The 14,511-nt window shown below is 70.1% G+C and carries 9 protein-coding genes and 2 pseudogenes; 7 read left to right on the forward strand and 4 right to left on the reverse strand.

Going from position 1 to position 14,511, the window contains the following annotated elements; translation table 11 throughout:
• Positions 1 to 6 precede the first annotated feature (6 nt).
• The 6 genes and pseudogenes from AB0I51_RS20025 to AB0I51_RS20050 all read left to right on the forward strand — a co-directional run bounded on the left by AB0I51_RS20025 (position 7) and on the right by AB0I51_RS20050 (position 6,570).
• Positions 7 to 606 carry an N-acetylmuramoyl-L-alanine amidase gene (locus AB0I51_RS20025; RefSeq protein ID WP_362976843.1) on the forward strand — a complete coding sequence of 200 codons (600 nt, stop codon included), beginning with the start codon at positions 7 to 9 and terminating at the stop codon, positions 604 to 606.
• A 206-nt stretch (positions 607 to 812) separates the two neighbouring features.
• Positions 813 to 2,090: a GAF domain-containing protein gene (locus tag AB0I51_RS20030; protein ID WP_362976845.1), complete on the forward strand. Its 1,278-nt coding sequence runs from the start codon at positions 813 to 815 to the stop codon at positions 2,088 to 2,090.
• Positions 2,091 to 2,210: 120 nt separating this feature from the next.
• Positions 2,211 to 3,734 (forward strand): aldehyde dehydrogenase family protein, encoded by a 1,524-nt coding sequence (locus tag AB0I51_RS20035; protein WP_362976847.1) that lies wholly within the window; start codon positions 2,211 to 2,213, stop codon positions 3,732 to 3,734.
• Between the two features lie 230 nt (positions 3,735 to 3,964).
• Positions 3,965 to 4,914 (forward strand): annotated as a pseudogene (locus AB0I51_RS20040) (IS5 family transposase).
• Between the two features lie 269 nt (positions 4,915 to 5,183).
• Entirely contained in the window at positions 5,184 to 6,212 is a 1,029-nt protein-coding gene (locus tag AB0I51_RS20045) for a cation diffusion facilitator family transporter (RefSeq protein WP_362976849.1), read from the forward strand.
• Between the two features lie 34 nt (positions 6,213 to 6,246).
• The gene (locus tag AB0I51_RS20050) at positions 6,247 to 6,570 is read left to right on the forward strand and encodes a metalloregulator ArsR/SmtB family transcription factor (protein WP_362976932.1); all 324 of its coding nucleotides are present in this window, start codon (positions 6,247 to 6,249) and stop codon (positions 6,568 to 6,570) included.
• 66 nt (positions 6,571 to 6,636) lie between these two features.
• Here the strand turns inward: AB0I51_RS20050 and pflA are convergent, their stop codons facing one another.
• From pflA to AB0I51_RS20070, 4 genes are all read right to left on the reverse strand, one after another.
• Complete coding sequence (gene pflA, locus AB0I51_RS20055) at positions 6,637 to 7,374, reverse strand: pyruvate formate-lyase-activating protein (RefSeq protein ID WP_362976851.1); 738 nt, start codon at positions 7,372 to 7,374, stop codon at positions 6,637 to 6,639.
• Positions 7,375 to 7,379: 5 nt separating this feature from the next.
• A complete protein-coding gene (pflB, locus tag AB0I51_RS20060; RefSeq protein WP_362976853.1) occupies positions 7,380 to 9,638 on the reverse strand; it encodes a formate C-acetyltransferase in 2,259 nt (752 codons plus the stop codon).
• A 147-nt stretch (positions 9,639 to 9,785) separates the two neighbouring features.
• Positions 9,786 to 10,709, reverse strand: coding sequence for a carbamate kinase (locus tag AB0I51_RS20065; RefSeq protein WP_362976855.1), 924 nt, complete (start codon positions 10,707 to 10,709; stop codon positions 9,786 to 9,788).
• Positions 10,710 to 10,960: 251 nt separating this feature from the next.
• Positions 10,961 to 12,445, reverse strand: a complete 1,485-nt coding sequence (locus tag AB0I51_RS20070) for an amino acid permease (protein WP_362976857.1) — start codon at positions 12,443 to 12,445, stop codon at positions 10,961 to 10,963.
• A 331-nt stretch (positions 12,446 to 12,776) separates the two neighbouring features.
• Between AB0I51_RS20070 and AB0I51_RS20075 the strand changes: the two are divergent.
• Positions 12,777 to 14,260 (forward strand): annotated as a pseudogene (locus AB0I51_RS20075) (DASS family sodium-coupled anion symporter).
• Positions 14,261 to 14,511 lie beyond the last annotated feature (251 nt).

A 14,511-nucleotide genomic window follows, 5' to 3' on the forward strand; every position in this document is an offset into this window, starting at 1 on the left:
CCGACCATGGAACGGGCAACACCGCTCCCGAGCAGGCGATGGCTCCTGAAGGGCGCCGCCCTCGCCGCCGTCCCGTACGCGTTACTCCCCGCCCCACAGGCCGACGCTCAACCTCAGGCCGTCGACTATCCGAAGGCCGAGTGGCAGCCGGCGACCTCCTACAACTACACGGCGTCCGACCGCCCCAGCACCTGTCCCGTCGACTACGTGGTCATCCACGTCACCCAGGAGACGTACTCCTCGACGCTGTCCATCTTCCAGAATCCGAAGAAGAAGGTGTCCGCGCACTACCTCGTGAGGTCGGCCGACGGGCATGTGGCGCAGTGCGTCCGGGAGGCCAACATCGCCTGGCACGCGGGGAACTGGGACTACAACACCCGCAGCATCGGTATCGAACACGAGGGCTGGGTGGATCAGCCCGCGTACTTCACCGACGCGCTCTACGAGCAGTCGGCCAGGCTCACGGCGGCGATCTGCGCGAAGTACGGGCTCCCCAAGGACCGGTCCCACATCATCGGGCACTACGAGGTGCCGGGCACCGACCACACCGATCCGGGGCCGAACTGGGACTGGACTCGCTACATAAGGCTGGTCACTTCGGCCTGATCCGAACCGGGCCGGAGTCCGATCCGCGCCTGCTCCACGCCTGATCCGACCGGGATGTGCCGCGTTCGGACCGTCCCGGTCGAAACGGTTGTCCGTACCCTTCCGCGGAGTGACGATGTCCGCAGGCGTTTCCCCGCCGTATCGCGGGCGTGTCACCGCCGTATCGCGGTACTCGCGACGCCGTGTCGCCGTCCTGGGAGGCCGAGTTGACCGATCCATGGGTGGCCCTGGAACCGGGGGCCGACCCTGCCGAGCGGGTGCGGGTCCTGCGCCGGGCGCACGAGACGTTCGCCGTGGCGGGCACGGTGGCGCAGCCGGTGCGCTCGGTGGTGGCGGACTCCTGGCGGCGTTCGGCACGTGCCGGTGTCGGTCCCGAGGGCACGGCGAACGTGGAACTCACGGACGGCGACCTGTGCGTCTATCGCGCGCAGCATCCGCTGGCGCGGGTGATGCCGCTGATCCGGGAGTTGATGGGCACGTTCGCCGCGGACGGCGAGCATCTGCTCGCGGTGTGCGACGCGCAGGGCAGGCTGCTGTGGGTCGAGGGGCATCCGGCGACCCGGCGGAAGGCCGACCGGATGAACTTCGTGCCGGGTGCGCGCTGGGCGGAGAGCGCGGTCGGGACGAACGCTCCGGGTACGGCGGTCGCCGTGGACCGGCCGGTGCAGGTGTTCGCGGCCGAGCACTTCATCCGGCGGGTGCAGCCGTGGACGTGTGCGGCGGCTCCGGTGCACGATCCGCGCACCGGTCGGGTGCTCGGTGCCGTGGACATCACCGGCGGAGACGGGCTGGCGCATCCGCACAGCCTGGGTTTCGTACAGGCGGTGGCACGGGCCGCCGAGTCGCAGTTGGCGCTGCTCGCCCCGGAGCACACGTCGGTCGACGGACCCGAGTTGACCGCGCTCGGCCGGGACGAGGCCCAACTGTGCGTCGGCGGACGCAAGATGAGGCTGAGTCGTCGGCACAGCGAGATCCTGGTGCTGCTGGCCCGGCATCCCGAGGGGCTGAGCGGTGACGAGCTGCTGTGCGCGCTGTACGAGGACGAGTCGGTGCCGCCGGTGACACTGCGGGCCGAACTGGCCCGGCTGCGCAGGCTGTTGGGGCCCGGTCTGCTGGCCTCGCGTCCCTATCGGCTCACGCTGCCGGTCGAGTCCGATGTGGCGATCGTCGAACGGCGGCTGGAAGGAGGTGCCGTCACGGGAGCCGCGAGGGCGTACACGGGTCCGCTGCTGCCGGGTTCGCAGGCTCCGGCGGTGGTACGGCTCAGGGCCCGCCTGGCGGACGGCCTCCGTACGGCATTGATCGCCCGCCGCGACCCCGACCTGTTGGCCGACTGGGCGCACACGCCCTGGGGCGAGGACGACCTCGACGTGTGGCGGGCGCTCGCGGCGATACGTCCGACCGCACCGGTGCGCTCCCGGCTCGCGACCCTGGAGTCGGAGTTGGCGGCACCGGGTACCTGGTCCCGCGCGACGGGCCGCTGACATGACGCAGCTGACGCACCTCGCGGGAGGCACCGCAACGTACATGCAACGTCCAGCTCCCTAGCCTCGCGCCGAGAGCTGCCCAACGGCGGGCAGCACTGCTCCGGGAGGCACACCAGCATGACCCGTTACGCGGCACCCGGCACCGAGGGCGCGATCGTCTCCTACCAGGCGCGCTACGACCACTTCATCGGCGGCGAGTACGTGCCGCCGGCCCGCGGGCAGTACTTCGAGAACCCGTCCCCGGTGAACGGGCAGCCGTTCACGGAGATCGCGCGCGGCACCGCGGAGGACGTGGAGCGGGCGCTGGACGCGGCACACGCGGCGGCGCCGGGCTGGGGCCGGTCGTCGGTGACCGAGCGGTCCGACATCCTGCTCAAGATCGCCGACCGGATGGAGGCGCACCTAGAACCGCTCGCGGTCGCGGAGAGCTGGGAGAACGGCAAGCCGGTCCGCGAGACCCTCGCCGCCGACATCCCGCTCGCCATCGACCACTTCCGCTACTTCGCGGGGGCGATCCGGGCGCAGGAGGGTTCGCTGAGCGAGGTCGACGACGACACGGTGGCGTACCACTTCCACGAGCCGCTCGGTGTCGTGGCGCAGATCATCCCGTGGAACTTCCCCATCCTGATGGCGACTTGGAAGCTGGCCCCGGCGCTCGCGGCGGGCAACGCGGTCGTCATCAAGCCCGCCGAGCAGACCCCGGCGTCCATCCACTACTGGATGAGCCTGATCGCGGACCTGCTGCCGCCGGGCGTGGTGAACATCGTCAACGGCTTCGGCGTCGAGGCGGGCAAGCCGCTCGCGTCCAGCCCTCGCGTGGCGAAGGTCGCCTTCACCGGCGAGACCACCACGGGGCGGTTGATCATGCAGTACGCCTCGGAGAACATCAAGCCGGTCACGCTGGAACTCGGTGGCAAGTCTCCGAACATCTTCTTCGACGACGTGTCGTCGGCGAACGACGACTTCCTCGACAAGGCGCTCGAAGGCTTCACGATGTTCGCGCTCAACCAGGGCGAGGTGTGCACCTGCCCGTCCCGGGCGCTCGTGCAGCGCGGCCACTACGGCGACTTCCTCCAAGCGGCTGTCGCCCGCACGGAGTTGATCAAGCCGGGGCACCCCCTCGACACCGACACGATGATCGGGGCCCAGGCCTCCAACGACCAGCTGGAGAAGATCCTCTCCTACCTGGACATCGGCCGGCAGGAGGGCGCGAAGGTCCTCACGGGCGGTGAACGTCTCGACTACGACGGCGAGTTGAAGGGCGGCTACTACGTCCAGCCGACGATCTTCGAGGGCGACAACCGGATGCGGATCTTCCAGGAGGAGATCTTCGGGCCGGTGGTCTCGGTGGCGTCGTTCGACGACTTCGACGACGCGATCAAGGTCGCGAACGACACGCTGTACGGTCTCGGCGCCGGTGTGTGGACCCGGGACATCAACACGGCGTACCGCGCGGGCCGGGCGATCCAGGCGGGCCGGGTGTGGACCAACTGCTACCACGCGTACCCCGCGCACGCGGCGTTCGGCGGCTACAAGCAGTCCGGTATCGGCCGTGAGAACCACAAGATGATGCTGGAGCACTACCAGCAGACCAAGAACCTATTGGTGAGCTACTCGCCGAAGAAGCTCGGCTTCTTCTAGGCCCAGAAGAAAGGGTGCCTGACCTGGGAGAGCTCCCGGCAGGCACCCTTCACGGCGCCGAAGAGGCAGGGCCCTCTCATCCGCAGTCGGTCCAGGTCTTGGTCGAGGTCCTGGTCGAGGTCCTGGTCGAGGTCCACGGTGCCGGTGAATCGCAGGGCGGGAGGTCTACGTCGCAAGCACAAGAGGGGCCAGATCCTGAAGTCGGCGATCTCACCGACGAGCAGTGGGCCCTGATCGAGCCCCATCTCCCGATCGCCGCGGTCGGACCCATCCCCGACCTGCGGAAACATTTCAACGCGGTGATGTGGCGCTTCCGCACCGGCAGCCCCTGGCGGGACCTGCCGAACGAGTTCGGGCCCTGGCAGAGCACCTACGACCGCTTCCGCATCCGGGTGGGGCAGGGCGCCTTCCAGCAGCTGATGGAGGCGCTGATCGCCGAGGAAGCCGCGCGCGGTGAGACCGACATGGGCCTGGTCAGCGTGGACTCCGCGACGTCTCGGGCCCACCACCACGCCGCCGGGATGATCCTCGATGCGGAGCAGTTGGCGGCCCCGGAGGCAGCCGTCGAGTCCGAAAAGGGGGCGTCCCGAAGGAACAAGAGCCGCGAGAGGGACAACCCGACGCCGACAGCCGCGTTGAACGGCACCGGACCCGCCGACGGCACCGCGCCCGCTTGAAGGCTGCTGAACCGGGGCGTTCCCGGGGCGGGTTGACCAGCACAATCCACCGGGCGGCAGACCGGCGCTGTCGCCCGCTGGCGTTCGTCCTCACGCCAGGACAGGCCGGCGACAGCCCGCAGTTCGTCCCGGTCCTGGAGCGGATCAAGGTGCGCGGGCCGGCCGGACGCCCGAAGACCCGGCCGGACGCGGTGGCCGCCGACAAGGCTTACTCCTCCCGCCGCAACCGCCGATACCTGCGAGGACGAGGGATCCGCGGGGTGATCCCGGAGAGGGCGGACCAGGCCGCCAACCGCAAGAAGCGCGGCTCCCGCGGCGGCCGCCCCGTCAGCCACGACGCGGACTTGTACACCGAACGCAACACCGTGGAGCGATGCATCAACCGCCTGCGGAACTGGCGCGGCACAGCGACCCGCTTCGACAGGACCCCGCAGAGCTACGAGGCCGGGCTCCACCTGTGCGGTGCGATGCTCCGGCTCCGCAGCATCGCACCGCATTCATGATCAAACTCCGGACAGGACCTAGGCGTCCGTCATCAGCGCCCTCGTGCGGTCGAACTCGTCGAGGACCGTCACGAGATCCTCGGCCAGTTCCTCGGGCACGGATTGTCAGTACGGTCGAGCGCCGGGCACGCCGCGGCTGCCGCTGAGGCGGTTCCGGCATCGCCGCAGGTGACAGTGGTAACGGTGCTCATTGCAGGCTTTGGTGAAACCCTCCGGGACGCGATTGACTTGCCCTCCGCCGACGCAAGACCGCGACCCTGGGAGCTCCCGTGTCCGACCATCACGACCACGAGCACGGCGGCCACGACCACGACGGCGGCGGTCACTCCGGCCACTCCCACGGAGTGTCCGCGGACGCCGACCGGCGCTGGCTGACGATCGCCCTCGCGCTGATCAGCGTGTTCATGCTGGCCGAGGTCGTGGTCGGGGTCGCGGCCAACTCGCTGGCGCTGATCTCGGACGCCGCGCACATGCTCACCGACGTCGCCTCCATCGTGCTGGCACTGATCGCCATGCGACTGGCGGCCCGCCCCGCGAAGGGGCACTTCACCTACGGCCTCAAGCGCGTGGAGATCCTGTCCGCACAGGCCAACGGCCTGACCCTGCTGCTCCTTTCGGTCTGGCTGGCCTACGAGGCGGTACGTCGGCTCGTCTCCCCGCCGGAGGTCACCGGAGGCCTGGTCCTCGTCACCGCCCTGGCCGGAGTGGTGGTCAACCTGGCTGCCACCTGGTGCATCTCCAGGGCCAACCGCACCTCGCTGAACGTCGAGGGCACCTACCAGCACATCCTCACCGACCTGTTCGGCTTCATCGCCACCGCCGTCGCCGGAGCCGTCGTGCTCACCACCGGCTTCGCCCGCGCGGACGCCATCGCCTCCCTGCTCGTGGTGCTCCTGATGCTCAAGGCCGGGTACGGCCTGGTCCGCGACTCCGGACGGATCTTCCTCGAAGCCGCGCCCGCCGGAATCGACCCCGACGTCCTGGGCGACCGCCTGGCCGCGCAGGACACCGTGGTCGAGGTGCACGACCTGCACGTCTGGACGATCACCTCCGGTCAGAGCGCCCTGTCAGCCCACGTCCTGGTGGAGCCTGGCGGCGACTGCCACGCCGTGCGCCGCGGCCTGCAGAAGATGCTCCTGGAGGAGTACCGCATCGGTCACGCCACGCTGCAGGTCGACCACCTGGGCGAGGACGCCCCGGATCTTCTCCAGATCACCGGCGCCACCGCCGACGACCGTGACGGGCACTGCGACGACGCCCACGGTCCCGTCCACCGCCCCGGCCCCCACGACCACTGAGCCACCGACGGCCCACCCTCCAGTACGGGATCTCCTGAATTCAGGATCTGAGGTGCTGACCCGTTTCGGCCGTGCCCTCGCCGACCCGATCCGCTGCCGTCTGCTGCTCCCCCTGCGCGAGCCCCCGGCCCACCCCTCCGATCCGGCCGAGGAGTTGGGCATCTCCCGGACCCGGCTCTCCGACCACCTGGCGTGTCCGCGCGACTGCGGTCTCGTCGTCGCCGTGCCGGTCGGCCGCCGTACCCGCTACGAGTTCGCCGATCCCCGCCTCGGTCACGCACTTCAGGATCTGCGCACCGCGGTGCCGGCGGTGGAGAGCGACCGCACTTGCCCGGACGCCGACGCGAAGGGCTGCTGATGAGCGGCGGGACACCCTTGGGCCCTGCGGGCATGCCGCAGCCGATGCCGGTCATGGGACCGGAGATCAATAGGCCCGGACGCCGTGCCTCGTGAAGCGTTCCCGGACGTTCTCGATCAGGGCCGGGTCGGGTACCGGGTTGTCACGCAACGGGAAGGGGATGCCGAGGGCTTCGTATTTCTCGGTGGCGAGTTTGTGGAAGGGCAGCACGTCGACCCGCTCGACCGTGCCGAGTTCCGCCACGAAACCCGCCAGCGCGTCCACGGCCTGCGGATCGTCGGTCCAGCCCGGGACCAGGACGTACCTGATCCACATCGGGACGCCGAGCCGGTCGAGGCGGGTGGCGAAGTTCAGGGTGGGGGCGAGTTCGCCTCCGGTCAGTTTCCGGTAGGCGTTGACGTCGAAGGACTTGATGTCGAGGAGCACCAGGTCGGTGTCGGCGAGGAGTTCGTCGGTGGCCCGGGCGCCGAGGAAGCCGGAGGTGTCGAGCGCGGTGTGCAGGCCGGCCTCCTTGCAGCGGCGCAGGACTTCCGCGGTGAACGCCGGCTGGAGCAGCGGCTCGCCGCCGGTGACGGTGACCCCGCCGCCGGCCGTGGTGACGAAGTCGCGGAACTTCCCGATCTCCCCCATGACCGCGTCGACGCTCGTCTCCCGGCCGTCGCGCATGTGCCAGGTGTCGGGGTTGGCGCAGTACAGACACCGCAGCGGGCAGCCGGCGACGAAGAGGACGAACCGGGTCCCGGGGCCGTCCACGCCGGTGGACAGGTCCCAGGAGTGGATCCGGCCGGTGGTCGCGGTGCGCACGGCACTCACAGCGATCCGTGGAAGGTACGGCTGATCACGTCGAGCTGCTGCTCGCGGGTCAGGCGGACGAAGTTGACGGCGTAGCCGGAGACACGGATCGTCAAGTCCGGGTAGTTCTCCGGGTGTTCCATCGCGTCCTCCAGCGTGGCCCGGTCCAGCACGTTGACGTTCATGTGGAAGCCGCCCGCCGACATGTAGGCGTCGAGGATGCCCACCAGGTGTCCGGCGCGCTCGAAGGGCGCGTGGCCCAGGCCCTCGGGCGTGATCGTCGTCGTCAACGAGATCCCGTCACTGGCCTGTTCGTACGGCAGCTTGGCCACCGAGAGGGCGGAGGCGGCGACTCCGTGCCGGTCCCGGCCGTTCATCGGGTTGGCGCCGGGGGCGAAGGGCTGTCCGGCGCGGCGGCCGTCGGGGGTGTTGCCGGTGTGCTTGCCGTAGACCACGTTCGAGGTGATGGTGAGGACCGACTGGGTGTGCTCGGCGTCCCGGTAGGTGGGATACTGGCGCACCTTCGCCATGAAGGACTGCACCAGTCCCACGGCGATGCTGTCGGCGCGGTCGTCGTTGTTGCCGTAGGCCGGGAAGTCGCCCTCGGTGCGGAAGTCGACGGCGAGGCCGGTGGCGTCCCGGAACACCTTCACCCGTGCGTACTTGACCGCGGACAGGCTGTCGGCGGCGACCGACAGGCCGGCGATGCCGCAGGCCATGAACCGGTGCACGGCGTAGTCGTGCAGCGCCATCTCGATGCGCTCGTAGGCGTACTTGTCGTGCATGTAGTGGATGACGTTGAGCGCGTTGACGTACGTCCGGGCCAGCCAGTCCAGGACGTGGTCGTACGCCGCCGACAGCTCGTCGTAGTCCAGGTACTCACCGGTCAGCGGGGGCGTCGGGGTCGCGACCTGTTCGCCGGTCATCTCGTCCCGGCCGCCGTTGACCGCGTACAGCAGCGCCTTCGCGAGGTTGACCCGGGCGCCGAAGAACTGCATCTGCCTGCCGACCTCCATCGCGGACACGCAGCAGGCGATCGCGGTGTCGTCGCCGGTGCGCGGGCGTATGAGCTCGTCGGACTCGTACTGGACGGCGCTGGTGTCGATCGAGAGCTGGGCGCAGAACTCCTTGAAGGCGAAGGGGAGTCGGGGCGACCACAGGACCGTCAGGTTCGGTTCGGGTGCGGGGCCGAGGTTGTAGAGGGTCTGCAGGAAGCGGTAGGAGGTGCGGGTGACCAGGGGGCGGCCGTCGGTGCCGATGCCGCCGATGGACTCCGTCACCCAGGTCGGGTCGCCGGAGAACAGGGCGTCGTACTCGGGGGTGCGCAGGAACCGTACGATCCGAAGCTTGATCACGAAGTCGTCGATCAGTTCCTGGGCGCGGGTCTCGTCGAGGACCCCTTCCTCCAGGTCCCGTTGGAGGTAGACGTCGAGGAAGGTGGAGGTGCGGCCGAGCGACATCGCGGCGCCGTTCTGCTCCTTCACGACGGCGAGGTAGCCGAGGTAGAGCCACTGGACGGCCTCGTGGGCGGTGGCGGCGGGGCGGGAGACGTCGCAGCCGTACGTGGCGGCCATCCTTGTCAGCTCGCCCAACGCCTTTATCTGCTCGGCGAGTTCCTCCCGGTCCCGGATGATGTCGGCGACGGACGCGCAGGCGTCGAGCATGGCCCGCTCGGCCTTCTTGGCCTCGATCAGCCGGTCCGTGCCGTACAGCGCCACGCGGCGGTAGTCGCCGATGATCCGGCCGCGGCCGTAGGCGTCGGGCAGTCCGGTGATGATGCCTGCCTTGCGGGCGGCGCGCATTTCGGGGGTGTAGGCGTCGAAGACACCGTCGTTGTGGGTCTTGCGGTAGGTGCCGAAGACGCTTGTGACGAACGGGTCCGCCTCATAGCCGTAGGCCCTGAGGCTGTTCTCCACCATGCGCAGGCCGCCGTTCGGCATGATCGCGCGCTTCAGCGGGGCGTCGGTCTGCAGGCCGACGATCAGCTCCCGTTCGCGGTCGATGTATCCGGGGGCGTGCGAGGTGATCGTGGAAGGGGTGGCGGCGTCCACATCGAGGACGCCCCGGCTGCGCTCCTCCGGGAACAGGGCGCTGACCTTCTCCCAGACGGCACGCGTGCGGTCGGTGGGACCGGTCAGGAAGCCGGCGTCGCCCTCGTACGGCGTGTAGTTGGCCTGGATGAAGTCACGCACGTCGACGCGCTCGCGCCAAGAGGTGCCGGCGAAGCCGCGCCATGCCTCGGATGTGCGTGTTCCGGCTGCCGCTGTCGTCGTCATCGCCGCTTCTCTCCCTTGATCCGCACTGGAATGCCCTACCGATACTCGTTCGGCTCCTCTCCTGACGGCAGGGCCGGTCAGGGCACTGACCTATGCCGTCCGACCCCTTGGTGGGGCCGAACGGCCCTCCCGCGTCGGGTCACGCGCTCATACGACGGGCAGGTCGGGGCGGACGAGGGTGCCCGACCGGCCGTGGACGATCTCGTACGCCGCGTCCAGCGCCCCTATCGCGGCCAGTGCGCCGGTGCGCTCGACGAACCGGGCGGCGGCCTCGGTCTTGGGCCCCATGGAGCCGTCCGGGAAGCTGCCGCTGCGCAGCTGTGCGGGAGTGGCACCGAGGACGGGCTGTTGGCCGGGGGTGCCGTAGCCGTCGTAGACGCAGGGAACGTCCGTGAGGATGAGCAGGAAGTCGGCCTTCAGGTCCTCGGCGAGCAGGGCTGCCGTGAGGTCCTTGTCGACGACGGCCTCCACCCCGGTGAGCGCGCCGGTGTCGTGGTCCGCGGTGACCGGGACACCACCGCCGCCCGCGCAGATGACGAGCGTGCCGCTGCCCAGCAGGCCGTGGACGGTGTCGGTCTCCAGGATCCGCTCGGGTGCCGGGGAGGGTACGACGCGGCGCCAGCCGGTCGTGTCGGCGCCGATGCGCCAGCCGCGTTTGCGGGCGAGCGCGGACGCCACGTCGTAGGCGTACACCTGGCCGACGAACTTCGTGGGGTGCTCGAAGGCCGGGTCGTCGGCCCGGACGAGGGTGTGGGTGACCAGCGCGGCGATCCTGCGGCCGGGCAGGGCGTCGTGCAGGGTGCGGGCCAGCAGAGAGCCGATCATGCCCTGGGTCTGGGCGCCGAGCAGGTCGAGCGGGTAGGGAGCGCTGAGGTCGGGGTCGGCGGCGGTCTCCGCGGCGAGCAGGCCGATCTGGGGGCCGTTGCCGTGGGTGATCACGATCTCGTGCTCGTGGGCGAGGGCCGCGATCGCGTTGGTCACGCGGTCGATGTTGGCCTCCTGGACGGCGGCGTCGGGGCGTTCGCCGCGGTGCAGCAGGGCGTTGCCGCCGAGGGCGATGACGATACGCATGGCTCAGTCCTCCAAGGTGGCCACAAGTGCGGTCGTGATGTCGTGCGGGTGGTTCTCCGGCTGGTCGAAGGCGATCGGTGCGGGCGACGGGAACACGTCGTCGGTCACCCGGTACGGCGGCAGCAGTTCGGTCCTGCCCCGGCCTTCGGCCCCGGTGAGGGTGATCCGGGAGCCGCCGTCCTGCCCCGACGCCCGGCAGGCGGCGCCGAGTTCGGGTGCCGGCCACAGCGCCCTCGAGGCGGGGGCTGCGGTCAGTCGCGGTGCCGGCGGGGATTCCGCCGGAGGCCGCCGGTGCGGCTGGTGGGCAATCCGCGGGAGATCCGCTTGACCGGCGGTGTGACGGTCTCGGGAGCCCGGCTCTCCGCGACCGGCTCGCGGGTCGGTTCCTCGCCGTAGACGTATACCCCTTGGCTGCGCTTCAGCCAGATGTACACCGGCAAACCGAGCAGCAGGACGAACAGGCCGTAGTAGACGGTCTGGTAGCCGCTTCCCTGGATCGCCCAGTACGAGAAGGCCATCGCGAGGACGGCGACGGTGATGTCCCGGGCCGGCCGTCGGCCGGCGCTGCTCTCGCGTCCGCGGACCAGGAGCCAGTACAGCTGGGCGGCGGCGGAGAACAGGTACGGGATCACGGCCGTGAGCACGCTCAGCAGCACGATCTTGGTGAACACGTCCTCGAAGCGCGTGTAGCTGAACACGGTGATCAGCGAGGCGAGGACCGTCGAGGCGATGATGCCGAAGACGGGGACGCCGCTCTCGCCGCGCAGTTTCGCGAACGCTCCGGGGAAGAGCCCGTCGCGGGCGGCGGCGTACGGCATCTCGGCGCACAGCATGGTCCAGCCGTTCAGGGCGCCGATGCCGGAGACGATGGCGGCGACGGCGACCGTGTCGCCGGCCCAGGTGCCGCCGAGGATGTTGTTGGCGGCGTCGGTGAACGGCGCGGTGGAGGCGCCGAGTTGACCGTGCGAGACGGTGCCGAAGACCGCGAGGGTGCCCAGGATGTAGATGACGGCGCAGGCGAGGGTGCCGTAGACGGTGGCGCGCGGCACGTTGCGGCCCGGCTCGCTGACGCGTCCGGCGACCACCGAAGCGGCCTCCAGGCCGATGTAGCTGAACAGCGCGATGGGCGCGGCGGCCGAGATCGCGCCCATCGCCGACTGCCCACTGGCGTTGAACGATCCGAAGTTGTGCGGGTCGACGAACAGCAGCCCGATGGTCGCCATGAAGAGCAGCGGGACGAACTTCAGCACGGTGGTGAACACCTGGAAGGCGCCCGTGTTCCGGACGCCGGTGAGGTTGATCGCGGCCGGTATCCAGAGTCCGACCAGCGCGATGAGTATCGAAATCGCGGTCTTGTGGCCGGTGTTGACGAACACCTCGACATAGCCGACCCAGGCCACCACGATCGCGGCGTTCCCCGCCCACGCGGTGATCCAGTACGACCAGGCGTTGAGGAATCCGGCGAACTCGCCGAAGGCCTCACGGGCGTAGACGTACGGTCCGCCGCTCGCCGGGACGCGCTTCGACAGCGCCCCGAAGGTCACCGCCAGCGCGAGCGCTCCGAGCGTGACAACTCCGAACGCCACGAGGGAGATCGGCCCGTACGGCGCGAGGGCCGAGGGGAGCGCGAACACCCCGGTTCCGATGATGGAGCCGACCACGAGTGCGGTGGCGCCGGAGAGACCGAGTGCCGCCTTGGGAACTGACGAGTCGTCACTTCGCGGGGTCCTGGGCATGGTTGTGCTCCCTGTGCGGGGTCGGTACGGACCTGTCGATCCACTCACGATCCTTCTCGGCCCCGGCGCCCGTGATCAGTGGCCGAACATCCCCGCCCGGGACCATTGGTCCCCACCGTCGCGACCGAACGGCCCACGTGACCGGCGGCCGCGCACTTGCCGACCCGCTCTCCGCACAACGGACCCGGCAGGTGCCGTTCGGCCCCAGGAGACAGGGCCGGTCGCCCGGTCCCGGGCCGCATCCGCCTCCATCACCGTGGACCCACAAGATCGACCCCGTTCCGGCCGTGGATTCCGAGGAACGCCGGACCCTACCCATGGGATGGAGGAGATGGCTCCCTTCAAAGACTCCGAGGGGTCGCCCACCGGGGCGGCGCCCGGCAAGAGCGTCACCCCGCCCGGGACGGTCACCGTGGGAACGGCGCTGAAGTGGATCGTTCCGGTCCTGGCGGGCCTGGTCGTCCATCTCCTGCCTGAGCCCGACGGGATCAAGTCCGGCGGGTGGGCGGTCCTGGCCGTCTTCACGGCCACCGTGCTCGGCCTGATCCTGCAACCACTGCCGCTGGGCGCGGTCGCCCTGGTCGGCCTGACGGTCACGATGATCACCGGGACCCTGGAACCGGACGTCGCGCTCGGTGGCTTCTCCGAGCCGACGATCTGGCTGATCGTGGCGGCGTTCTTCATCTCCCTCGGCTTCACCAAGACCGGCCTCGGCCGTCGTATCGCCCTGCTGTTCGTCCGCTCTCTGGGCCGCAGCAGCCTGGGGCTGGCGTACGGCATCACCCTGACCGACCTCGTGCCGGCCCCGGCCACGCCCAGCAAAACCGCCCGTTCCGGCGGTGTCATCCAGCCGGTCATCCGCTCGCTGAGCGTCAACGCCGGCTCGCACCCCGGTGACGAGAGCCGCCGCACACTGGGCGCCTACCTCACCGTCACCGCCATGCAGATCAACACGGTCACCAGTGCCATGTTCCTGACCTCCATGGCCGCCAATCCCCTGGTGCAGAAACTCGCCGCGGACCACGGCATCCACCTCACCTGGACCCCCTGGGCGCTGGCGGCGATCGTTCCCGGACTGGTCGCCCTGCTGGTGCTCCCCGCCCTGCTGTACCGCGTGTTCCCGCCCACCGTCCGTGCCACGCCGCAGGCTCCGGGTCGGGCCCGCGCCCAGCTCGCCGAGCTCGGCCGGATGTCCCGTCAGGAATGGACCATGGCGGCGGTCTTCGTCCTGCTGCTCCTGCTGTGGTCGGTCGGCGGCCAGGTCCGGGACCTGTCGGCCACCGTCTCCGCCTTCACCGGTGTGGCCCTGCTGCTCGTCACCGGCGTACTGACGTGGGGCGACCTGGTCGCGGAGAAGTCGGCCTGGACGACGCTGGTGTGGTTCTCCGTCCTGGTCATGATGGCCGGTCGGCTCCAGGAACTCGGGGTGATCGGCTGGTTCAGGACACCATGACCAAGGCCACCGACGGGGTGGGCTGGCAGGCGGCGTTCGTGATCCTCACGCTGGTCTACCTCTTCTCCCACTACCTCTTCGCCTCCAACACCGCGCACGTGGCGGCGATGTACGCCGCCTTCCTCTCGGCCGCCACGGCCACCGGCGCACCGCCCGTGATGGCCGCCCCGGTCCTCGGCTTCATCAGCTCCCTGTACGGCGGCCTGACCCACTACGCCTCCGGACCGGCCCCCGTCCTCTTCGGCGGCGGGTACGTCACCCTCGGCGAATGGTGGCGCACGGGACTGATCGCCGCCGGCGCGAACATCGTCATCTGGATGGGTGTGGGCGCGCTGTGGCTGAAGGTCCTCGGCCACTGGTGAACCCTCCCCCGCGTCGACACCTCCGACGGCCCGGCTCCACAGCCGGGCCGTCGGCGTGCCCGGCTGCCGTACCGGTCCTGGGCACTTGCCCTCCCCACACCGCCCGCCCGGCCGCCCGGCCGCCCGGCAGGGGCCATCGGCAGGTGGGCAGGGACCTGTGGCCCCTGCCCCCGCGATCACCCCACGAGTTGGCTTGACGACATGGCCGCCACGCTCACGCCGAGCACCCCGGCGCCACCCCGCGCACCGCA

This window comes from Streptomyces sp. NPDC050549 (assembly GCF_040655035.1).
Classification (GTDB): domain Bacteria; phylum Actinomycetota; class Actinomycetes; order Streptomycetales; family Streptomycetaceae; genus Streptomyces.

Excerpts from the sequence above, each read along its gene's own strand:
- AB0I51_RS20035 (WP_362976847.1), top strand. The coding sequence starts at position 2,211 with ATGACCCGTTACGCGGCACCCGGCACCGAGGGCGCGATCGTCTCCTAC.
- AB0I51_RS20070 (WP_362976857.1), bottom strand. The coding sequence starts at position 12,445 with ATGCCCAGGACCCCGCGAAGTGACGACTCGTCAGTTCCCAAGGCGGCA.
- pflB (WP_362976853.1), bottom strand. The coding sequence starts at position 9,638 with ATGACGACGACAGCGGCAGCCGGAACACGCACATCCGAGGCATGGCGC.
- AB0I51_RS20065 (WP_362976855.1), bottom strand. The coding sequence starts at position 10,709 with ATGCGTATCGTCATCGCCCTCGGCGGCAACGCCCTGCTGCACCGCGGC.
- AB0I51_RS20025 (WP_362976843.1), top strand. The coding sequence starts at position 7 with ATGGAACGGGCAACACCGCTCCCGAGCAGGCGATGGCTCCTGAAGGGC.